At 65.5% G+C, this 19958-nt stretch carries 21 protein-coding genes; 4 read left to right on the forward strand and 17 right to left on the reverse strand.

Features of this window, described 5'->3' with window-relative positions; genetic code table 11:
* Positions 1 to 36 precede the first annotated feature (36 nt).
* From B9Y64_RS03610 to B9Y64_RS03620, 3 genes are all read right to left on the reverse strand, one after another.
* Positions 37 to 651: an RluA family pseudouridine synthase gene (locus B9Y64_RS03610; RefSeq protein WP_100439534.1), complete on the reverse strand. Its 615-nt coding sequence runs from the start codon at positions 649 to 651 to the stop codon at positions 37 to 39.
* A gap of 122 nt (positions 652 to 773) precedes the next feature.
* Positions 774 to 1760: a malate dehydrogenase gene (locus B9Y64_RS03615; RefSeq protein ID WP_004153634.1), complete on the reverse strand. Its 987-nt coding sequence runs from the start codon at positions 1758 to 1760 to the stop codon at positions 774 to 776.
* A 118-nt stretch (positions 1761 to 1878) separates the two neighbouring features.
* Positions 1879 to 2370 carry a peptidylprolyl isomerase gene (locus B9Y64_RS03620; protein WP_004153629.1) on the reverse strand — a complete coding sequence of 164 codons (492 nt, stop codon included), beginning with the start codon at positions 2368 to 2370 and terminating at the stop codon, positions 1879 to 1881.
* Between the two features lie 272 nt (positions 2371 to 2642).
* On the opposite strand from B9Y64_RS03620, the gene typA reads away from it, so the two are divergent.
* Genes typA through B9Y64_RS03635 form a run of 3 tightly spaced genes read left to right on the forward strand, consistent with a single transcriptional unit; the run spans position 2643 to position 6633 of the window.
* On the forward strand, positions 2643 to 4490 hold the full coding sequence (gene typA, locus B9Y64_RS03625; RefSeq protein WP_100439535.1) for a translational GTPase TypA: 1848 nt from the start codon (positions 2643 to 2645) through the stop codon (positions 4488 to 4490).
* A gap of 11 nt (positions 4491 to 4501) precedes the next feature.
* Positions 4502 to 4969, forward strand: coding sequence for a DUF2127 domain-containing protein (locus B9Y64_RS03630; protein ID WP_005415426.1), 468 nt, complete (start codon positions 4502 to 4504; stop codon positions 4967 to 4969).
* Between the two features lie 41 nt (positions 4970 to 5010).
* Positions 5011 to 6633, forward strand: a complete 1623-nt coding sequence (locus tag B9Y64_RS03635) for an amidase (protein ID WP_100439536.1) — start codon at positions 5011 to 5013, stop codon at positions 6631 to 6633.
* 106 nt (positions 6634 to 6739) lie between these two features.
* On the opposite strand, the gene B9Y64_RS03640 is transcribed toward B9Y64_RS03635, so the two are convergent.
* A complete protein-coding gene (locus tag B9Y64_RS03640) occupies positions 6740 to 7882 on the reverse strand; it encodes a mechanosensitive ion channel family protein (protein ID WP_100439892.1) in 1143 nt (380 codons plus the stop codon).
* Positions 7883 to 8356: 474 nt separating this feature from the next.
* Positions 8357 to 9748 carry a class II 3-deoxy-7-phosphoheptulonate synthase gene (locus B9Y64_RS03650; protein WP_100439537.1) on the reverse strand — a complete coding sequence of 464 codons (1392 nt, stop codon included), beginning with the start codon at positions 9746 to 9748 and terminating at the stop codon, positions 8357 to 8359.
* 213 nt (positions 9749 to 9961) lie between these two features.
* Between B9Y64_RS03650 and B9Y64_RS03655 the strand changes: the two genes are divergently transcribed.
* Complete coding sequence (locus B9Y64_RS03655; protein ID WP_100439538.1) at positions 9962 to 12082, forward strand: TonB-dependent receptor; 2121 nt, start codon at positions 9962 to 9964, stop codon at positions 12080 to 12082.
* Between the two features lie 107 nt (positions 12083 to 12189).
* On the opposite strand, the gene B9Y64_RS03660 is transcribed toward B9Y64_RS03655, so the two are convergent.
* From B9Y64_RS03660 to rplF, 12 genes are all read right to left on the reverse strand, one after another.
* Positions 12190 to 12696, reverse strand: coding sequence for a disulfide bond formation protein B (locus tag B9Y64_RS03660; RefSeq protein ID WP_100439539.1), 507 nt, complete (start codon positions 12694 to 12696; stop codon positions 12190 to 12192).
* A gap of 241 nt (positions 12697 to 12937) precedes the next feature.
* Entirely contained in the window at positions 12938 to 13321 is a 384-nt protein-coding gene (rplQ, locus tag B9Y64_RS03665) for a 50S ribosomal protein L17 (protein WP_005408217.1), read from the reverse strand.
* Positions 13322 to 13512: 191 nt separating this feature from the next.
* Complete coding sequence (locus B9Y64_RS03670; protein ID WP_005408216.1) at positions 13513 to 14511, reverse strand: DNA-directed RNA polymerase subunit alpha; 999 nt, start codon at positions 14509 to 14511, stop codon at positions 13513 to 13515.
* 55 nt (positions 14512 to 14566) lie between these two features.
* Positions 14567 to 15196: a 30S ribosomal protein S4 gene (rpsD, locus tag B9Y64_RS03675; protein ID WP_004145446.1), complete on the reverse strand. Its 630-nt coding sequence runs from the start codon at positions 15194 to 15196 to the stop codon at positions 14567 to 14569.
* Positions 15197 to 15211: 15 nt separating this feature from the next.
* Complete coding sequence (rpsK, locus tag B9Y64_RS03680; RefSeq protein WP_004145443.1) at positions 15212 to 15601, reverse strand: 30S ribosomal protein S11; 390 nt, start codon at positions 15599 to 15601, stop codon at positions 15212 to 15214.
* 11 nt (positions 15602 to 15612) lie between these two features.
* Positions 15613 to 15969, reverse strand: a complete 357-nt coding sequence (gene rpsM / locus B9Y64_RS03685) for a 30S ribosomal protein S13 (protein WP_004145437.1) — start codon at positions 15967 to 15969, stop codon at positions 15613 to 15615.
* Between the two features lie 347 nt (positions 15970 to 16316).
* Positions 16317 to 17684, reverse strand: coding sequence for a preprotein translocase subunit SecY (secY, locus tag B9Y64_RS03690; protein WP_100439540.1), 1368 nt, complete (start codon positions 17682 to 17684; stop codon positions 16317 to 16319).
* 7 nt (positions 17685 to 17691) lie between these two features.
* A complete protein-coding gene (rplO, locus tag B9Y64_RS03695) occupies positions 17692 to 18135 on the reverse strand; it encodes a 50S ribosomal protein L15 (protein ID WP_004154498.1) in 444 nt (147 codons plus the stop codon).
* A gap of 6 nt (positions 18136 to 18141) precedes the next feature.
* Entirely contained in the window at positions 18142 to 18333 is a 192-nt protein-coding gene (rpmD, locus tag B9Y64_RS03700; RefSeq protein WP_004154497.1) for a 50S ribosomal protein L30, read from the reverse strand.
* Positions 18326 to 18868: a 30S ribosomal protein S5 gene (gene rpsE / locus B9Y64_RS03705; RefSeq protein ID WP_005415419.1), complete on the reverse strand. Its 543-nt coding sequence runs from the start codon at positions 18866 to 18868 to the stop codon at positions 18326 to 18328. Before rpsE ends, rpmD begins: the two co-directional genes overlap by 8 nt.
* 161 nt (positions 18869 to 19029) lie before the next feature.
* Positions 19030 to 19383: a 50S ribosomal protein L18 gene (gene rplR, locus B9Y64_RS03710; protein WP_005408212.1), complete on the reverse strand. Its 354-nt coding sequence runs from the start codon at positions 19381 to 19383 to the stop codon at positions 19030 to 19032.
* Positions 19384 to 19415: 32 nt separating this feature from the next.
* Positions 19416 to 19940 (reverse strand): 50S ribosomal protein L6, encoded by a 525-nt coding sequence (gene rplF, locus B9Y64_RS03715; protein WP_100439541.1) that lies wholly within the window; start codon positions 19938 to 19940, stop codon positions 19416 to 19418.
* Positions 19941 to 19958: the final 18 nt, after the last annotated feature.

Genomic DNA, 19958 nt, shown 5'->3' on the forward strand with positions numbered 1-19958 from the left:
TCTGTCGAGGGCGGGGCTGCAAGCCCTGCCGAACCCCTAGAAGGGAGTGGCGGACTCGAACGCGAGCGCCTCGCCCGTCAGCGGATGCGTGAACCGCAGGCTGCGCGCATGCAGATGCACCCGTTGTGCCGGTGCGGCGTCATACAGCACGTCACCGACGATGGGATGGCCGAGGCTGGCCATGTGCAGGCGCAACTGGTGGCTGCGGCCCGTGACCGGTTCCAGTTCAACGCGCGTACGTTGCGCCGCGATGTCACGCGACAGCACGCGCCAGCGCGTCAGCGCCGGCTTGCCGCGTTGGTGGTCGATCATCTGCTTCGGCCGGTTCGGCCAGTCGACGATCAACGGCAGGTCCACTTCACCCGCATCACCTTCAAGCAGCCCCTGCACGACGGCATCATAGCGCTTGCCCACCTGGCGCTTCTCGAACTGCATCGACAGCGCCACCTGCATCTCCTTGCCACGCGCATGCAGCAGCAGGCCAGAGGTGACCTGGTCCAGGCGGTGCACGGTCAGCGCATCGGCATACACCGCCTGCAACCGCGCCACCACGCAGTCCTGGTTCTCGGCACTGCGGCCGGGCACGGACAGCAGGCCGGCGGGCTTCTCGGCCACCAGCAGCGCGTCGTCGATGTAGTGCAGATGGATCATGTGGTTCCAGGAATTCCAAATGAAAACGGGGAAGCCGAAGCTTCCCCGTCTTCTGCGTACCGACCAGTGGCCGGCACCTGCCTTGATGGAAGACGTACCGGCCGGGGCCGGTACCGCCTGCATCAGCCCAGCAGGTGGGCGACGCCGGCGCGCTCTTCTTCCAGCTCGGCCAGGGTCTTGTCGATGTACTTCTGGCTGAAGTCGTCGATCGGCAGATCCTTGACCAGGGTGTACTTGCCGTTCTCGGTGGTCACCGCGAAACCGAAGATCACGCCTTCCGGAATGCCGTAGGAACCGTCGGACGGCACGCCCATGGTGACCCACTTGCCGTTGCTGCCCAGCACCCAGTCACGCACGTGGTCGATGGCAGCGTTGGCGGCCGAAGCAGCCGAGGACGAGCCACGGGCTTCGATGATCGCCGCGCCGCGCTTGCCCACGGTCGGGATGAAGGTGTTGGCGTTCCATTCCTGGTCGTTGATCGCATCGGCGATCGACGCACCATCGGCGGTGGCGAAACGGTAGTCCGGGTACATGGTCGGGCTGTGGTTGCCCCACACGACCAGCTTTTCCATGCCACCAACCGGCTTGCCGAGCTTGGTCGACAGCTGGCTCAGCGCGCGGTTGTGGTCCAGGCGCAGCATGGCGGTGAAGTTTTCCGGCTTCAGGTCCGGGGCCGACTTCATGGCGATGTAGGCATTGGTGTTGGCCGGGTTGCCGACCACCAGCACCTTCACGTCACGGCTGGCGACCTTGTTCAGCGCCGCGCCCTGGGCGGTGAAGATCTTGGCGTTTTCCAGCAGCAGGTCCTTGCGCTCCATGCCCGGGCCGCGCGGACGTGCGCCAACCAGCAGGGCGATGTCGGCGTCCTTGAACGCGACTTCGGCGTCATCGGTGCCGACCATGCCGGCCAGCAGCGGGAAGGCGCAGTCTTCCAGCTCCATCATCACGCCCTTCAGGGCGGCCTGGGCCTTGTCGACCGGCAGTTCCAGCAGCTGCAGGATGACCGGCTGGTCCTTGCCCAGCATTTCGCCGGAGGCGATGCGGAACAGCAGGGCATAACCGATCTGGCCGGCGGCGCCGGTCACGGCAACACGAACGGGTGCTTTCATGGGGGTTTCCTCTTGCTTGCAAGCGTTTGATGGGACGCCGCGGGCATGGCCACGCAGGCCGGGCGGGCGGCGGGGAACGGGGAAACGGCCACCCGAGGGTGGCCGTTTCGAAGGGGGATCAGGCGGCGAGGTGCTTGTTCCACTCCGCCACGCGCTCGGCCTGGGCGGCCAGCACGGCGTCGACGTCGCCTTCCAGGGTGATCGAATGGATCACATCGCCCTGCTTGACCGAATCGACGATGGCCTGGCCTTCCAGGACCTTGCCGAAGACGGTGTGGCGGCCGTCCAGCCAATCGGTCTTGATGTGGGTGATGAAGAACTGGCTGCCGTTGGTGTTCGGGCCGGCGTTGGCCATCGACAGCGAGCCGACCTCGTGCTTCACGCCATTCTTCTCGTCTTCGAACTTGTAGCCCGGGCCGCCGGTGCCACGACCCTGCGGGCAGCCGCCCTGGATCATGAAGTCGGCGATCACGCGGTGGAAGATCAGGCCGTCATAGAAGCCGTGCTTGACCAGGTTCACGAAGTTGGCCACGGTCAGCGGCGCCTTGTCGGCGAACAGCTCGACCTTGATCGGGCCCTGGGTGGTGTCGAAAGTGGCGATGAGGGACATGAAGATCCTTGATGCAAAGGGGAATGCGTCTAGCCACCTAGTTTACACCTGCCTCGTGGCGGCGGCGCCTTCGACCATCGGTGGAGAGCCTGGCTTCAGCCACTGGAAGGCCCCCCGGCCACCGGCGCTGGCGGCCTCGGCCGAGGCGCCGGACAGCCAGCTGAATGGGGCCCCCTGACCGGCGTGAAATCCACCTTTTCGCGAATCGTCAAGTTAGACGTATAATGTTGGACTTCTTTTTCCAAATCCGGCGCCGACTGGCCCCCTTTCGTATGTCCATCGAAAATCTTCGCAACATCGCCATCGTCGCCCACGTCGACCATGGCAAGACCACCCTGGTCGACCAGCTGCTGAAGCAGTCCGGCACCCTGTCCGAGCGCACCGTCCTCGCCGAGCGCGTGATGGACAGCAACGACCAGGAAAAGGAACGCGGCATCACCATCCTGGCCAAGAACACCGCCATCACCTGGGAAGACAAGAAGACCGGCATCAAGAACCGGATCAACATCGTCGACACCCCCGGCCACGCCGACTTCGGCGGTGAGGTCGAGCGCGTCCTGTCGATGGTCGACACCGTGCTGATCCTGGTCGATGCGATGGACGGCCCGATGCCGCAGACCCGCTTCGTGACCCAGAAGGCCTTCGCGATGGGCTTCAAGCCGATCGTCGTGGTCAACAAGGTCGACCGCCCGGGTTCGCGTCCGGAGTGGGTGATCGACCAGGTCTTCGACCTGTTCGACAAGCTCGGCGCCACCAATGAGCAGCTGGACTTCCCGATCGTCTACGCCTCGGCCCTGAACGGCTACGCCGGCCTGGAAGACACCGTGCGCGACGGCGACATGACCCCGCTGTACGAAGCGATCATGCAGCACGCGCCGAAGCCGGAAGTGGACCCGGAAGGCCCGTTCCAGATGCGCATCAGCCAGCTGGACTACAACAACTTCGTGGGCGTGATCGGCATCGGCCGCATCCAGCGCGGCACCCTGAAGAAGAACATGCAGGTCGCCGTCATCGACCGTGAAGGCAAGAAGCGCAACGGCAAGGTCGCCCAGGTGCTGGGCTTCCTGGGCCTGGAACGCATCGAGCAGGACACTGCCGAAGCCGGTGACATCGTGGCCATCTCCGGTATTCCGGAGCTGACCATCTCCGACACCCTGTGCCACCCGGAAAACCCGGAAGCGCTGCCGGCACTGACCGTCGACGAGCCGACCATCTCGATGACCTTCCAGGTCAACAACTCGCCGTTCGCCGGCAACAAGGACCTGTCCGGTGGCAAGTTCCTGACCAGCCGCCAGATCAAGGACCGCCTGGACCGCGAACAGGTCCACAACGTGGCCCTGAAGGTCGAGCAGCTGGAAGACGCCGACAAGTTCCTGGTCTCCGGCCGTGGCGAACTGCACCTGTCGGTGCTGATCGAGAACATGCGTCGTGAAGGCTACGAGCTGGCCGTGTCGCGCCCGGAAGTGATCATCAAGGAAATCGACGGCCAGATGATGGAGCCGATCGAGCAGCTGGTGGTGGACATCGAAGAAGTGCACCAGGGCGGCGTGATGGAAAAGCTCGGCACCCGCAAGGGCCAGCTGAAGAACATGGAACCGGACGGCAAGGGCCGTGTGCGTCTGGAGTACCAGATCCCGGCCCGTGGCCTGATCGGTTTCCAGAACGAGTTCAAGACCCTGACCCAGGGTTCGGGCCTGCTGTTCCACGTGTTCGACCATTACGGCCCGAAGGAACAGGGCGCCATCGCCAAGCGCATCAACGGTGTGATGATCGCGAACGCCCCGGGTACCACCCCGGCCTACTCGCTGGGCCCGCTGCAGGAGCGCGGCAAGCTCTTCGCTGCTGAAGGCGACAACGTGTATGAAGGCCAGCTGGTCGGTATCCACTCCAAGGACAACGACCTGACCGTCAACGCGATCAAGACCAAGCCGCTGACCAACATGCGCGCTTCGGGCAAGGACGATGCGATCCAGCTGACCCCGGCGATCAAGTACTCGCTGGAACAGGCCCTGGACTTCATCGAAGACGACGAGCTGGTCGAGATCACCCCGAAGGAGATCCGTCTGCGCAAGAAGTTCCTGACCGAAAGCGATCGCAAGAAGGCTTCGCGCGGCGGCTGAGCCAGCACCTCGTGAACCAGAGCGGCTACAACCCGGATCCGCACCGGCATCCGGGTCTCCACGTCATCGCCCTGCTCGAAGCGAGCAAGGCGATGCTGGCGCTGTTGGCCGCCACCGGGCTGGAAGTGCTCGGACCGCAGCCGCTGCGGCACGGCATCATGGTCCTGATCCGGCGATTCAGCCTGGATCCGGACCATGGCACCCTGCCCTCGCTGCTGCACATGATCAGCCCCGACGCGGTGCACCTGGCCGCGGCGGGGATGATCGGCTACGGCCTGCTGCACCTGGTCGAAGCCTGGGGCCTGTGGCGGGCCAAGGCCTGGGCCTCCTGGCTCGGCTGCCTGACCGCCTCCCTGTACCTGCCCTTCGACATCTTCGCGATCATCCGCCACCCCGGCTGGCCGTCGTGGACGATCCTGGCGATCAACCTGATCGTGGTCTACGTCCTCGCCCGCGACCTGCGCAAGCGCCACCGCTGAGCACCGGCTACACTGGGGATTGGAGCCGACCAAGCCGCCCCATGCGCCCGTCCTTGCCGCCTCTGCTGACCTGCCTGCTTGCCGCGCTGCCTGCGCTGCTTTCGGCTGGCTGCGGCCCGGCCACGTCCAGCGCGCATGCGGCCGAACCCGCGAGCCGCAACGTGCCGTTCCCGTACGCCGAAACCGATGTCGCCGACCTGCAGGCGCGGATGACCGCCGGCGAGCTGGACAGCGCCACCCTGATCCAGGCGTACCTGCAGCGTATCGCCGCCCTGGATCGCGCCGGGCCACGCCTGCGCGCGGTGATCGAGCTCAACCCCGATGCCCTGAAGGAAGCCGCTGAACGCGACCGCGAGCGCCGTGATGGACGCCTGCGCGGCCCGCTGCACGGCATCCCGGTGCTGCTGAAGGACAACATCAACGCCGCGCCGATGGCCACCAGCGCCGGCTCGCTGGCACTGCAGGGGTTCCGCCCGGACGACGCCTATCTGGTACGGCGGCTGCGCGAAGCCGGCGCCGTGGTGCTGGGCAAGACCAATCTCAGCGAATGGGCCAATTTCCGCGGCAACGATTCCGTGTCCGGCTGGAGCGCGCGCGGTGGCCAGACCCGCAATCCCTATCGCCTCAGCCACTCGCCCTGCGGTTCCAGCAGCGGCAGCGCGGTGGCGGTCGCCGCCAACCTGGCCAGCGTAGCGATCGGCACGGAAACCGACGGCAGCATCGTCTGCCCCGCAGCGATCAATGGCATCGTCGGTCTCAAGCCGACCGTCGGCCTGGTCAGCCGCGACGGCATCATCCCGATCTCCTTCAGCCAGGACACCGCAGGGCCGATGACCCGCAGCGTCGCCGACGCGGCGGCCGTACTGACCGCGATCGCCGGCCGCGACGATGCCGACCCGGCCACTGCGACCATGCCCGGCCGCGCGGTATACGACTACACCGCGCGGCTGGATCCGCAGGGCCTGCGCGGCAAGCGCATCGGCCTGCTGCAGACACCGCTGCTGAAGTACCGCGGCATGCCGCCGCTGATCGAACAGGCCGCCACCGAGCTGCGTCGGGCGGGTGCCATCGTGGTGCCGGTGGAACTGCCCAACCAGGGCGCCTGGGCCGAGGCCGAACGCACGGTACTGCTGTACGAGTTCAAGGCCGGACTGGAGCGTTACTTCAGCACCCACCATGCCCCCCTGCGCAGCGTGGCCGATCTGATTGCCTTCAACCAGGCGCACAGCAAGCAGGAGCTGGGCCTGTTCGGCCAGGAACTGCTGGTGGAGGCCGACGCGACCGCTGGCCTGGCCGACGCCGCCTATATCCGCGCGCGCAGCGATGCGCGCCGGCTGGCCGGTCCGGAAGGCATCGACGCCGCCCTCGCCGCCCACCAGCTCGACGCCCTGGTCGCCCCCACCACCGGGGTGGCGTGGCCGATCCGCAGCGAAGGCGACGATTTCCCCGGCGAGAGCTACAGCGCCGCCGCCGTGGCCGGCTACCCCAGCCTCAGCGTGCCGATGGGCCAGATCGATGGCCTGCCGGTCGGCCTGCTGTTCATGGGCACCGCCTGGAGCGAACCGAAGCTGATCGAAATGGCCTACGCCTACGAACAGCGCACCCGCGCGCGGCGACCACCGCGCTTCGACACCGACACCCTGATCGACGCCGGCGAGCCGTGATCCGGTAGTGCCGGCCGCTGGCCGGCGACGCCGCTGTAGAGCCGAGCCCACGCTCGGCTGCATTTCCAACGCCAACCGCCAAGGCGAGCCGAGCATGGGCTCGGCTCTACAGGGGTGGGTCCGGCTCCACCGCCACGATGGCCGCCTCACCATCCTCCGCCCCCGGCGAACGCACGTCGGCGGTGCGCGCGCGCGGACCGCGCGGCATGTCCTGCTCATCCTCGTGCTGCAGCCGCGCACGCACCTGCGGCAGCGCCTGCGGATGCTCGCGCGCGAGGAAATCGAGCATGCGTTCGCGCACCAGGCAGCGCAGGTCGAAGGCATCGCCGGAACTGCGCGCACTGACCAGCAGGCGCACCTGGATCGCGCGCTCGCTGGTCTCGGTCACCTGGGTCACGCAGACCCGGCCATCCCACAGCGCTTCACCACGGCAGATGCGCTCCAGCTCGGTGCGTATCGCCGCGATCGGCGCACGATAGTCCAACCACAGGAACGCCGTGCCGAGCAGGTCGGCACTGCGCCGCGTCCAGTTCTGGAAGGGGTTCTCGATGAACCAGGTCAGCGGTACCACCATCCGCCGCTCATCCCAGATGCGCACCACCACATAGCTGCTGCCGATCTCCTCGATGCGTCCCCACTCGCCTTCGACGATCACCACGTCATCCAGCCGGATCGGCTGCGTCAGCGCGATCTGCAGGCCGGCGATCAGGTTGCCGAACACCGGCTTGGCGGCGATACCGGCCACCAGGCCGATCAGGCCCGCCGAGGCCAGCAGCGCGGTGCCGATCTTCTGCACCATCGGGAAGGTCAGCAGCACCAGCGACGCGCCGAGCACGATGATGCCGCCCATCAGCACGCGGCTGAGCACCCGCGTCTGGGTCTGGATGCGACGCGCTTCAAGATTGTCGGCGACATCGATGGGATGGCTGCGCAGGATCGCGCGCTCACCCGCTGCCACCGCGCGCACCAACAGCCAGATGAAGCACGCGGTCAGCGCGATGTGCAGTACGTGCTGCAGGTTGCCCAGCAACGGATCCCGCAACGGCGTGGCCTGCAATGCAGGGATCAGCAGCAGCAGCGGCCATGCAGTGGCCATCGGCAACCCGAGCACACGACCGATGCGCGCGCGCCGGCGGTCACGCCCCTTCAGCCGATGGTAGATCCACAGGATCAACCACGCGCCGATGCCGCCCACCAGCACCGTCACTCCCAATGGCCATGCATACGCCTGTGCGCTTTCCCAGTGCACCGTTGCCACCTCCACTCGAACAGCAGCGGACAGCCTCGCGCATGGCGCATGAGCGTCACGTCAGTCGTTCGTAAGGAGGGTGTTGGTCGGCAGGGCTTGCAGCCCTGCACCTGCTACGAGCCGAAGCAACGGCAACAGCAACAGCAACAGCCGAAGCAGAAGCGGGTTTCCTGTGGGATGGCGGGGTGGGTCCGGTTGCGGGGGACGCCGTGAATCCGTCCATGGAGGCTCGATCGCCGCATCCATGCGGCTCACGCCCCCGCAACCGGACCCACCCCGCCTTCGACAGATCTCCGCGATCTGCAGTAGATCCACGCCATGCGTGGATGAATCTCCATCGGAATCGAATATTTCGAATTGGAATCCAAAAGCATCCACGCATGGCGTGGATCTACCGGGTCGACCAAGGTCGACACCTACCAACAGCCGCCGGAATCTGTCAGAGGCCGGGCTGCAAGCCCTGCCGAACAACCCTTACCGCACTTGTTCCTGCTTGCGCACGATCGCCATCGCGATCTCCAGCGACTGCTCGTAGTTCAACCGCGGGTCCACCGTCGAACGATACGCGCGCTCCAGGTCACGCTCGGTCAGTTCGCGCGCGCCACCGGTGCATTCGGTCACGTCTTCGCCGGTCAGTTCCAGGTGCACACCGCCCAGGCGCGTGCCTGCGGCTGCATGCAGATCAAACGACATCTCCACTTCGCCGCGCACGTTGTCGAAGCGACGTGTCTTGAAACCGTTGGCGGTGCTTTCGGTATTGCCATGCATCGCATCGCACACCCACAGCACCCGACGACCATCGCGCTTGACCGCGTCCAGCAGCGGCGGCAGCTTCTCGGCGATCTGCGCTGCACCCATGCGGTGGATGAAGCTCAGCCGGCCCGGCTCGTCATCCGGGTTGAGCACATCGATCAGGCGCAGCAGCTGGTCCGGCGTCACCGACGGGCCCACCTTGATCGCAACCGGATTGCGCACACCGCGCAGGTATTCCACGTGCGCGCCGTCGAGCGCGGCGGTGCGCATGCCGATCCACGGGTAATGCGTGCTCAGGTTCAACCAGCCCTGCTGGCGCGGCACCTGCCGGGTCAACGCCTGCTCATAGGGCAGCAGCAGTGCTTCGTGCGACGTGTAGAAGTCGATGCGGTTGAGGTTGTGCACGCGGGCCCCGGCGAGGGTTTCCATGAAGTGCACCGCATCACCGATCGACGCCACCATCTTCTGGTACTCGGCGGCCAGCGGCGAATGCCGCACCCACTCCAGGTTCCAGTATTCGGGGTGGTGCAGGTCGGCGAAGCCACCATCGATCAGCGCACGCACGAAGTTCATGGTCATCGCCGAGTGCGCGTGCGCCTGCAGCATCCGCTTCGGGTCCGGCAGGCGTGCTGCCTCGGTGAACGCCGGTGCATTGATCACGTCACCGCGGTAGCTGGGCAGGGTCACGCCGTCGCGGGTCTCGGTGTCGGCCGAACGCGGCTTGGCGTACTGGCCGGCAAAGCGCCCAACGCGGATCACCGGCTGGCGCAGGCCGTGCACCAGCACCAGGCTCATCTGCAGCAGCACCTTCAGCCGGTTGGAGATGGTGCCCGATTCGCAGTCGCTGAAGTTCTCGGCGCAATCGCCGCCCTGCAACAGGAAGCGCTTGCCTTCCTGCGCGTCGGCCAGCTGCTGCTTCAGCGCCAGGATCTCCCACGACGTGACCAGCGGCGGCAGCCGCTTCAGGTCGTGCAGGGCGGCGTCCAGCGCCACCGGGTCCGGGTAGGACGGCATCTGCAGCGCGGTCTTGCCACGCCAGCTCTCCGGCGACCAGGCAGCGCCAGCAGCGGTCGCGGCAGGATCGGGGACAGGCGAAACGGCGGACAGGCTCATTGCAGACTTCCGGAGGTGGGGGACGGTCATGGTCGCAGAGCCGACCGCTGGCGCAAAGGGCTGGGCGCCATCTGCACATGACTGAACGCCGGGAAAAGGACATCGCGAACGGCCACAACCCGCATGCCCGCGGCCGCCCGGACAGGCGCATGATTCGCCACGCACTGTTACGAAGTAACACTCCCCATCGGCCCCTTCCACAGCCTATCTGCCATGAAGCCCTCCCTGCTCGCTACCGGCATCACCTTCGCCCTGACCCTGGCCAGCCTGCCCTCCCTCGCCCTGGCGGCTGATGCCGCCCCGGTGAAGGACCTCGACACGGTCACCGTCAGCGCCCAGCTCGACCAGGCCCGCAATGCGCTATCGCCGGACATCGGCAGCAGCCAGTACCAGATCACCGCCGAGGACATCCAGAAACAACCGCTGGGTGCCTCCGCGCCGCTCAGCCAGGTACTGCTGCAGGCCCCGGGCGTGGTCCAGGATTCCTACGGCGGCGTGCACGTGCGCGGCGACCACGCCAATCTGCAGTACCGCATCAACGGCGTGCTGCTGCCCGAATCGATCTCGGGCTTCGGCCAGACGCTGGATGCCCGCACCATCAAGAGCATCCGCCTGATGGATGGCGCGCTGCCGGCGCAGTTCGGCGAGCGCACCGCTGCAGTGGTCGACATCACCACCCGCAGTGGTGCCGAGCTCGGCAATGGCGGCAGCGCCGGGCTGACCGCAGGCTCGTTCGGCAAGATCAATCCGAATGCCTCATGGTGGGGCAACCAGGGACGCTGGAGCTGGTTCCTGACCGGCAACTACGACCAGAACGAGGTTGGCCTGGAGAACCCGACCCCTTCGCGCAAGCCGCTGCACGACGACACCCACCAGGGCAAGGCCTTCGCCGACCTGACCTACCTGGTCAACGAGAACACCCGCCTGAGCGTGTTTGCCGGCTTCGCCAACAATCGCTTCCAGATCCCGGTCAACCCCGGGCAGACCCCGCAGTTCGGTTACCTGGACACCACCACCTTCGACTCCAGCCAGCTGGATGAGACCCAGCGCGAGACCACCCGCTTCGGCATGCTGGTGCTGCAGGGCACGCTGGGCAACACCGCCTACCAGCTGTCCGCCGGGCAGCGCTACAGCGATGTGGCGTTCAATCCGGACGTCATCGGTGACCTGGTGTTCAGTGGCGTCGCCTCGCAGGTGCAGCGCAGCAACCGGGCCAACACGCTGCAGGCCGATTTCTCCACTCCGCTGGGCAACGACCACACGCTGCGCTATGGCCTGTACGGGAACTACGAGAACGCGCGCGCCAGCAACAGCAGCTGGGTGTTCCCGGTCGATGACGCCGGCCAGCAGTCCAGCACCACGCCGCTGCTGATTCCCGACCGCAGCGCCTTCCATGCCAGCACGCTGGCGTTGTACGTACAGGATGAATGGAAGATCGGCGACGACTGGACCGTCAACTACGGCCTCCGCGGTGATCGCTACAAGGCCTTCGGCCACACCGAGGGCCAGCTCAGCCCCCGCGTGGGGGTGGTCTGGAATGCCAGCGACAGCACCACCGTGCATGCCGGCTATTCGCGCTACTTCACGCCACCGGCCAGTGAGCTGATCGCGAGCAGCGATATCGCCCTGTACGACGGCACCACCAACCAGCAGCCGAGCGGCGGCAACAACACGCCACTGGCCGAGCGCAGCGACTACTACGACATCGGCGTCTCGCAGCAGCTGGGCGAACACCTCACACTGGGCCTGGACGCGTACGACCGCCGCGTTGCGCGCCTGCAGGACGAAGGCCAGTTCGGCGCCGCCTACATCTACTCGACGTTCAATTACCGCCGCGGCCATATCCGTGGCCTGGAGTTCAGTGCCGACTACAGCAATGGTCCGTTCAGCGCCTACCTCAACGCGGCGTACAACAAGGCCATCGGCACCCAGGTCATCACCAGCCAGTACAACCTCGATCCGGACGCACTGGCCTACGTGGCCAACCATTGGATCCACCTCGACCACGACCAGAAGCTGACCTCTTCGGGCGGCTTCAGCTACGCCTTCGCCGGCCACAACCGGGTCGGTGCCAACTACGTGTTCGGCAGTGGCCTGCGTTCGGACATCGAGGGCGTACCCAACGGCGGTGAACTGCCGTCCTACCTGCAGGTGAACCTCAGCGCCGGGCATGACTTCAATGCCGACAGTGGCCATCCGCTGCATGTGCAGCTGGCCCTGATCAACGCCCTGGACCGCAGCTACCAGCTGCGCGATGGCGGCGGTGTCGGCGTCTTCGCGCCGCAATGGGGGCCCCGCCGCGGCGCCTACCTGAGCCTGCAGCAGGACTTCTGAGGTAGTGCCGGCCGCTGGCCGGCATCCGCACGGGGCTGCCCCAGCCCAAGGGTTGCCGGCCAGCGGCCGGCACTACCCAGTAGAGCCACGCCATGCGTGGCTGCGCTTCAGCGCCTGACCTTGCGCAGCGACACCACCAGCGCCCACAGGGCCAGCAGCACGAACCACACGCCCGACCACATCGGCATGGTCAGGCCCAGGAACGTCCAGTCGATGTTGCCGCAGTTGCCGGTACCGGTCAGCACCGTGCGGAACACTTCCAGCGGCCCCATGGTCTCGCGCAGGAAGCTCAGCGGCGGGCCGCAGGTAGCGCCCATCTCCGGCGGCAGCATCTGCACATAGACGTGGCGCGCAGCGATGCCTACACCGACTGCCGCAGCAATGAAGGCGAGCACGCCGTAGGTCGCGCGGCCAGGGCGGTTGGAGGGCCCGTGCAGTGCACCGATCAGGAACAGCAGGCCCAGCGCGGCGAATGCCAGGCGCTGGAAGATGCACAGCGGACACGGCTCCAGGCCCATCTTCAGCTGCAGGAAGATCGCGTAGCCGAGCAGGCCCGCGCAGATCAGGAAGCCCAGCAAAAACTGGGCGCGGAAGGGCCAGCGCAGTGGATTCATCGTCAACGCTCGAATGGATCAAGGCGCCAAGCGTAACCGAGAGTGCGCGCCATTCGAACCGCCACAGGTGACGCCTGTCGGAACGGTGCGGGTCAGATCCCTTTGCGAATGCAAAGGGCTCTGACCCAGCGCCCAGCGTTGGGGGGTCAGAGCCCGTGCCTGCGGCACGGGATCTGACCCCTGGAAACGCAAAAGCCCGGCAGAGGCCGGGCTTTCGCTGTGTCGCGTTGGAGCGGTCCGATTACTCGGCCACTTCCTCGGCCACGACCGGACGGTCAACCAGCTCGACGTAGGCCATCGGCGCGTTGTCGCCGGCGCGGAAACCGCACTTCAGCAGGCGCAGGTAGCCGCCCGGACGGTTCGCGTAGCGCGGGCCCAGGATGGTGAACAGGTTGCCCACGGCTTCGTTGTCGCGCAGACGGGCGAAGGCCAGACGGCGGTTGGCGACGGAGTCGACCTTGGCCAGGGTGATCAGCGGCTCGGCAACGCGGCGCAGTTCCTTGGCCTTCGGCAGGGTGGTCTTGATCAGCTCGTGCTTGAACAGCGAGGCGGCCATGTTCTTGAACATCGCTTCGCGGTGGGCGCTGGTGCGGCTGAACTTACGGCCAGACTTCTGGTGACGCATGGTGATATTCCTTGGTTAATGATGAGGCTGTGCGGATCGTTGTCGCCATCCTGGCGTTGCTGCGCGGACTGCGGTTGGTCCTGGTCGCCCGTCCTGGACGACCTGCCCCGCGAACCTGCGGTTCGTCGTGGCATGTTGTGTTGCGTTGAAGGCCCCACCGCGAACGGTGGAGCCTTCAGGCATTACCGATATCAGCCCAGCATGCCGTGGCTGGCGACGCCGGCCGGCGGCCAGTTCTCCAGCTTCATGCCGAGCGACAGGCCGCGCTGAGCCAGCACTTCCTTGATCTCGGTGAGCGACTTCTTGCCCAGATTCGGGGTCTTCAGCAGCTCCACTTCGGTCTTCTGGATCAGATCGCCGATGTAGTAGATGCTTTCAGCCTTCAGGCAGTTGGCCGAACGCACGGTCAGCTCCAGATCGTCGATCGGGCGCAGCAGCACCGGATCCACGCCGTTGTTGGCCGGCTTGGCCGCACCGCGGTCGCGGTGGGTGAAGTCACCGAACACCGACAGCTGGTCGCTGAGGATGTCGGCGGCGGTGCGCACGGCTTCCTCGGCGTCGATGGTGCCGTTGGTCTCGATATCGATGACCAGCTTGTCCAGGTCGGTGCGCTGTTCGACACGCGCCGCTTCCACGGCATAGGCGACACGGCGGACCGGCGAGAACGAGGCATCCAGGACCAGGCGGCCGATGGCACGGGTTTCTTCGTCCGGACGACGACGCGCGGCAGCCGGCTGGTAGCCGAAACCACGTTCGATCTTCAGACGCATGTTGATCGCCGTATCCTTGGTCAGGTGGCAGATCACATGGTCGCCGTTCAGGATCTCCACATTGTGGTCGACCTTGATATCGGCAGCGGTGACAACGCCCGGGCCCTGCTTGGACAGGGACAGGGTGGCGCTGTCGCCGGAGTGCATACGGATGGCCACGTCCTTGAGGTTCAGCAGGACTTCGAGCACGTCCTCCTGCAGACCTTCGACCGTGGTGTACTCATGCAACACGCCGTCGATTTCGACTTCCGTGATGGCGAAGCCCGGGATGGACGACAGCAGCACGCGACGCAGGGCGTTGCCCAGCGTATGCCCGTAACCCCGCTCCAAAGGTTCGATAACGACCTTTGCACGGGTGTCGGTAAGGCGTTCGATCTGCGGACCGCGAGGACGCAGAACCTGGTTGGCGGTAACCGTCATGTTGCGGGTTCTCCTAGTGAACCCCCGGCCGTCGCCGGGGGCTCTCCAATGTGAATTACTTCGAATACAGCTCGACGATCAGCGCTTCGTTGATGTCCGCAGGCAGATCCGAACGATCCGGAACAGCCTTGAAGATGCCGGTGAACTTGCCGGAATCCACTTCAACCCACGACGGGCTCAGGTCATGCTGGGCGGCGACGGTCAGGGCTTCCTGGACGCGCAGCTGCTTGGCAGCCTTTTCGGACAGGGCGATGGCGTCGCCAGCCTTGACCTGGTACGAAGCCAGGTTGACCGACTTGCCATTCACGGTGACGCCGCGGTGCGACACCAGCTGACGGGCAGCCGGACGGGTCACGGCGAAGCCCATGCGGTAGACGACGTTGTCCAGGCGGGTTTCCAGCAGCTGCAGCAGGTTCTCGCCGGTGTTGCCCTTCTTGGTCGAGGCCTTCTTGTAGTAGTTGCGGAACTGACGCTCCAGCAGGCCGTAGATACGCTTGACCTTCTGCTTTTCACGCAGCTGGGTGGCGTAGTCGGACAGCTTGCCCTTGCGGGCAGTGGCGCCGTGCTGGCCGGGCTTCTGCTCCAGCTTGCACTTGGAGTCCAGCGCACGCGCCGGGCTCTTCAGGGACAGGTCGGCGCCTTCGCGACGGGCGAGCTTACAGGTAGGACCGATATAACGAGCCATTTCTTATCGCTCCCTTTAGACGCGACGCTTCTTCGGCGGACGGCACCCGTTGTGCGGGATAGGCGTCACGTCGATGATGTTGGTGATCTTGTAGCCGACGTTGTTCAACGAACGCACGGCCGACTCACGGCCCGGACCCGGGCCCTTGATGCGGACTTCCAGCGACTTCACGCCGTAGTCCAGCGCAGCACGACCGGCCTTTTCAGCAGCCACCTGGGCAGCGAACGGGGTCGACTTGCGCGAACCGCGGAAGCCAGCGCCACCGGAGGTTGCCCACGACAGAGCGTTGCCCTGACGGTCGGTGATGGTGACGATGGTGTTGTTGAACGAAGCGTGGACGTGGGCAACGCCGTCGGTGACGACGCGCTTGATCTTCTTCTTGGTCTTAGCAGCGGGCTTAGCCATTTATAGGTCCCTTACTTCCTGATCGCCTTGCGCGGGCCCTTGCGGGTGCGGGCGTTGGTACGGGTGCGCTGGCCACGCAGCGGCAGACCGCGACGGTGACGCAGGCCGCGGTAGCAGCCCAGGTCCATCAGGCGCTTGATCGCGATGCCGATTTCACGGCGCAGATCGCCTTCCACGATGTACTTGCCGACTTCGGCGCGCAGGCGCTCGATTTCCGGCTCCGACAGATCGCGGATCTTGGTGGTCGAAGCAACGCCTGCGACTTCGCAGACCTTCTTCGAACGGGTACGGCCGATGCCGTAAATGCTTTGCAACCCGACCCAGACGTGCTTCTGGGCTGGCAGGTTGACGCCTGCAATACGCGCCATGACGCGGTTCTCCAGCTGAGTGATGGCCGACAGCGCGCCTCGGGCACGCCAATCCGGCAGGATGGATCAAAAAAGTGAACTAGCGATACTAACAAGGTTCCGGTTTACATGGAAGCCCGTGAAACCATTGGTTTCATGAACCCGGCCTGGGGAGTGTGCCCAGGCTCCGGCGCCGGATGGGGTTGGGCCTGGGGTTTCCCCCGGGACCGCCCGCGCTACTCCAGCGCGGGACCACCTCATCACACCCCCACCCGGAACCGCTGCGGGGGCCGCCCTTCGTTTGTGTGGCCGAAGTCCGCGAAGCGGAGGGACCATCACGTCAGGAAGACGAAAGTATAACAGGCCTGTCAGCCGCGGGCAAAACCGCCGCGGTTGCCGCCCTTCAGGTTGGCCTTCTTCAGCAGGCTCTCGTACTGGTGGGACATCAGGTGCGCCTGCACCTGGGCGATGAAGTCCATCACCACCACCACCACGATCAGCAGCGAAGTACCACCGAAGTAGAACGAGGCATTCAGCTGCGTGCGCATCAGTTCCGGCAGCAGGCAGACGATCACCAGGTAAGCCGAGCCGGCCGCGGTCAGGCGGGTCAGCACGCCGTCGATGTAGTCGGCGGTGGCCTTGCCCGGACGGATGCCCGGAATCAGCGCGCCCGACTTCTTCAGGTTGTCGGCGGTTTCCTGCGAGTTGAACACCAGCGCGGTATAGAAGAACGCGAAACCGGTGATCAGCGCAGCGAACACGATCATGTGCAGCGGCTCGCCCGGGCCCAGGGCATTAGCGACCTTCTGCAGGACCTGGCCGAAGCTGCTCTGGTTGGCAGCCTGGCCGGACCACATGGCCAGGGTGGCCGGGAAGGCCAGCAGGCTCGAGGCGAAGATCGCCGGGATGACGCCGGCCATGTTCAGCTTCAGCGGCAGGAACGAGGTCTGGTTCATGTACGCGTTGCGACCGCCCTGGCGGCGCGCGTAGTTGACCGTGATCCGGCGCTGGCCACGCTCGACGAACACCACGAAGAAGGTGAAGGCGAGCACGACGATGGCGATCAGCAGCAGCTGGATGAACTGGATGTTGCCGTCGCGGTAAGCGTCGAAGGTGTGGATGACCGCACCCGGCAGGCCGGCGACGATACCGGCGAAGATGATCAGCGACACGCCGTTGCCGATGCCGCGCTCGGTGACCTGCTCACCGACCCACATCAGGAACATGGTGCCAGCGGTCAGTGCGACCACGGCAGTGAGCACGAAGCCCATGCCCGGCGCATACACGACCGGAGCGCCCGACGGCGAGAGCTGGCCCTGCAGGGCCAGCGCGATCGAGCCGCCCTGCACCACTGCCAGCAGCACGGCGCCGATGCGCGAATACTGGGTGATCTTGCGGCGACCGGACTCACCTTCCTTCTGCATCGCCTTCAGGGCGGGGAAGATGTGCACGGCCAGCTGCATCACGATCGATGCCGAGATGTACGGCATCACGTTCAGCGCGAAGATGCTGAAACGGTGCAGGGCGCCGCCCGAGAACATGTTGAACATGTCCACGATGCCGCCGCCCTGCGTTTGCATCATGGCAAGCATGGCATCGGGATTGACGCCCGGCACCGGCACGTAGCAGCCGATGCGATAGACGATCAAAGCCCCGACGACGAACAGCAAACGTTGGCGAAGTTCAGTGAACTTGCCCATTCCGCCCGCGAGGTTACCGATGCCAGCTTGCGCCATGATTTTCTTACTCCGTTACGCTGCCGCCGGCAGCTTCGATCGCGGCCTTGGCACCGGCCGTGGCAGCAATACCCTTCAGGGTGAACGCCTTGGTCACTTCGCCCTTGACGACGACCTTGGCCTTCTTGGCAGTGCTCGGGACCAGCTTGGCAGCACGCAGGGCGGCGAAGTCGATCTCACCGGCCGGCAGCTTGTCCAGCGCGTACAGCAGCACTTCAGCGGTGTCCTTGGCGATCGGCGAACGGAAGCCGATCTTCGGCAGACGACGCTGCATGGGGGTCTGGCCGCCTTCGAAGCCAGCCTTGATCTTGCCGCCACCCTTACGGGCGAACGAACCCTTGTGGCCGCGGCCGGCAGTCTTGCCCAGGCCCGAGCCGATACCGCGACCGACGCGGGTGCGCTCGGTGCGGGCGCCCGGTGCCGGGCTCAGTTCATTGAGACGCAGAGTCATGATCGATTACTCCTCAACCTTGACGAGGTAGTGAACGGTGTTGATCAGGCCGCGAACCTGCGGGCTGTCCTTCAGTTCACGCACATCGTTGAGCTTGTTCAGACCCAGAGCACGCACCGACAGGCGGTGACGCGACTGAGTACCACGCAGGCCGCGCACCAGGCGCACCTTCACAGTCTTGTTGGACTCATTAGCCATGGTTGAGTTCCTCCACCTTCTTGCCGCGCTTGGCCGCGATGCGAGCCGGCGACTGCGCAGCAGTCAGGCCCTTCACGGTGGCACGCACCAGGTTGATCGGGTTGCGCGAACCGGTGGCCTTGGCCAGCACGTTCTTCACGCCAACGGCTTCCAGCACGGCGCGCATGGCACCGCCGGCGATGACGCCGGTACCTTCCGAAGCCGGCTGCATGAACACGCGGGCTGCGCCGTGACCATCCTTGATGGTGTGCCACAGGGTGCCGTTGTTCAGGTCAACGCTGACCAGGTTCTTGCGGGCCTGTTCCATCGACTTCTGGATGGCGACCGGCACTTCGCGGGCCTTGCCATAACCGAAACCGACCTTGCCTTCGCCGTCGCCGACAACGGTCAGGGCGGTGAAGGTGAACTGGCGGCCACCCTTGACGGTCTTGCTGACGCGGTTGACCGCGACCAGCTTTTCGATCATGCCGTCGTCGATCTTCTCTTCGCGGTTACGGTCGCGATCGCGACCCCGCTGCTGACGCTCTTCTGCCATGTTGATTCCTTGGTTGTTTGGGTATGTACGGCTCAAGGCCGCTTATGGTTGTGAAGTAACACGTCGTTCCGGTGGGCCGCTGCAGAAGAGCGGCGCCGTCCAGCCTCACTCAGGCTGGCGAGCAGGCGGGCAGGAGGCCATCGGCCCCCTGCCCTGATCCCTTAGAACTGCAGACCGGCTTCGCGGGCGGCTTCTGCCAGGGCCTTGATGCGGCCGTGGTAGCGGTAGCCCGAACGATCGAAGGCAACCTTCTCGACGCCGGCGGCCTTGGCGCGCTCAGCGACGATGCGGCCAACCTTGGCAGCGGCATCGGCGTTCTTGCCGTTCTTCAGGCCTTCCATGACGTCGGTCTGGGTGGTGTTGGCAGCAGCCAGCACCTTGGAACCGTCAGCGGTGAAGACCTGGGCGTACAGGTGCTGGCCGGTGCGCAGCACCGACAGGCGGGCGACGCCGAGCTCACGGATGTGGGCGCGGGTCGACTTGGCGCGACGCAGGCGGGCGATGTTCTTGTTCATGATGTTTTTCCCTTGAAAGCGGAAGAGCCTAATTAGGCCTTCTTGGCTTCCTTACGGATGATGACTTCGTCGGAGTACTTCACGCCCTTGCCCTTGTACGGTTCCGGCTTGCGGAACGCACGGATCTTGGCGGCGACTTCACCGACGACCTGCTTGTCAGCGCCCTGCACCAGGATCTCGGTCTGGGTCGGGGTGGTGATGGTGATGCCTTCCGGCGCCACGAACACGACCGGGTGCGAGAAACCGAGCGACAGGCTCAGGTCCTTGCCCTGCATGGCAGCGCGGTAACCCACGCCGACCAGCTCGAGCTTGCGCTCGAAGCCTTCGGACACGCCCTTGACCATGTTGGCCAGGATCGCACGCACGGTACCGGTCAGTGCGACCAGGTCGGCGCTCTCGGTGCTCAGGGTGGCAACGCCGTTGTCGACGTTGATGGCAATACCGGCCGGCTTGACCAGCGACAGGGTGCCCTTCGGGCCCTTGACGGTGATGCTTTCCGACTGGACGTTCAGTTCGACCTTACCCAGGGTGACGGGCTTCTTGGCTACGCGGGACATATTCTTACTCCTCTCGCC

Source organism: Stenotrophomonas maltophilia, from assembly GCF_002799245.1.
In the GTDB taxonomy this organism is placed as follows: Bacteria; Pseudomonadota; Gammaproteobacteria; order Xanthomonadales; family Xanthomonadaceae; genus Stenotrophomonas; species Stenotrophomonas maltophilia_S.

Coding starts and splice junctions, on each gene's coding strand:
- rpsM (WP_004145437.1), bottom strand. CDS start 15,969: ATGGCGCGTATTGCAGGCGTCAACCTGCCAGCCCAGAAGCACGTCTGG.
- secY (WP_100439540.1), bottom strand. CDS start 17,684: ATGGCGCAAGCTGGCATCGGTAACCTCGCGGGCGGAATGGGCAAGTTC.
- typA (WP_100439535.1), top strand. CDS start 2,643: ATGTCCATCGAAAATCTTCGCAACATCGCCATCGTCGCCCACGTCGAC.
- rplF (WP_100439541.1), bottom strand. CDS start 19,940: ATGTCCCGCGTAGCCAAGAAGCCCGTCACCCTGGGTAAGGTCGAACTG.
- B9Y64_RS03670 (WP_005408216.1), bottom strand. CDS start 14,511: ATGACGGTTACCGCCAACCAGGTTCTGCGTCCTCGCGGTCCGCAGATC.
- rplQ (WP_005408217.1), bottom strand. CDS start 13,321: ATGCGTCACCAGAAGTCTGGCCGTAAGTTCAGCCGCACCAGCGCCCAC.
- rplR (WP_005408212.1), bottom strand. CDS start 19,383: ATGAACAAGAACATCGCCCGCCTGCGTCGCGCCAAGTCGACCCGCGCC.
- rpmD (WP_004154497.1), bottom strand. CDS start 18,333: ATGGCTAATGAGTCCAACAAGACTGTGAAGGTGCGCCTGGTGCGCGGC.
- B9Y64_RS03650 (WP_100439537.1), bottom strand. CDS start 9,748: ATGAGCCTGTCCGCCGTTTCGCCTGTCCCCGATCCTGCCGCGACCGCT.
- B9Y64_RS03610 (WP_100439534.1), bottom strand. CDS start 651: ATGATCCATCTGCACTACATCGACGACGCGCTGCTGGTGGCCGAGAAG.
- B9Y64_RS03620 (WP_004153629.1), bottom strand. CDS start 2,370: ATGTCCCTCATCGCCACTTTCGACACCACCCAGGGCCCGATCAAGGTC.
- rpsE (WP_005415419.1), bottom strand. CDS start 18,868: ATGGCAGAAGAGCGTCAGCAGCGGGGTCGCGATCGCGACCGTAACCGC.
- rpsK (WP_004145443.1), bottom strand. CDS start 15,601: ATGGCTAAGCCCGCTGCTAAGACCAAGAAGAAGATCAAGCGCGTCGTC.
- B9Y64_RS03655 (WP_100439538.1), top strand. CDS start 9,962: ATGAAGCCCTCCCTGCTCGCTACCGGCATCACCTTCGCCCTGACCCTG.
- rpsD (WP_004145446.1), bottom strand. CDS start 15,196: ATGGCTCGTTATATCGGTCCTACCTGTAAGCTCGCCCGTCGCGAAGGC.
- rplO (WP_004154498.1), bottom strand. CDS start 18,135: ATGACTCTGCGTCTCAATGAACTGAGCCCGGCACCGGGCGCCCGCACC.
- B9Y64_RS03635 (WP_100439536.1), top strand. CDS start 5,011: ATGCGCCCGTCCTTGCCGCCTCTGCTGACCTGCCTGCTTGCCGCGCTG.
- B9Y64_RS03615 (WP_004153634.1), bottom strand. CDS start 1,760: ATGAAAGCACCCGTTCGTGTTGCCGTGACCGGCGCCGCCGGCCAGATC.
- B9Y64_RS03660 (WP_100439539.1), bottom strand. CDS start 12,696: ATGAATCCACTGCGCTGGCCCTTCCGCGCCCAGTTTTTGCTGGGCTTC.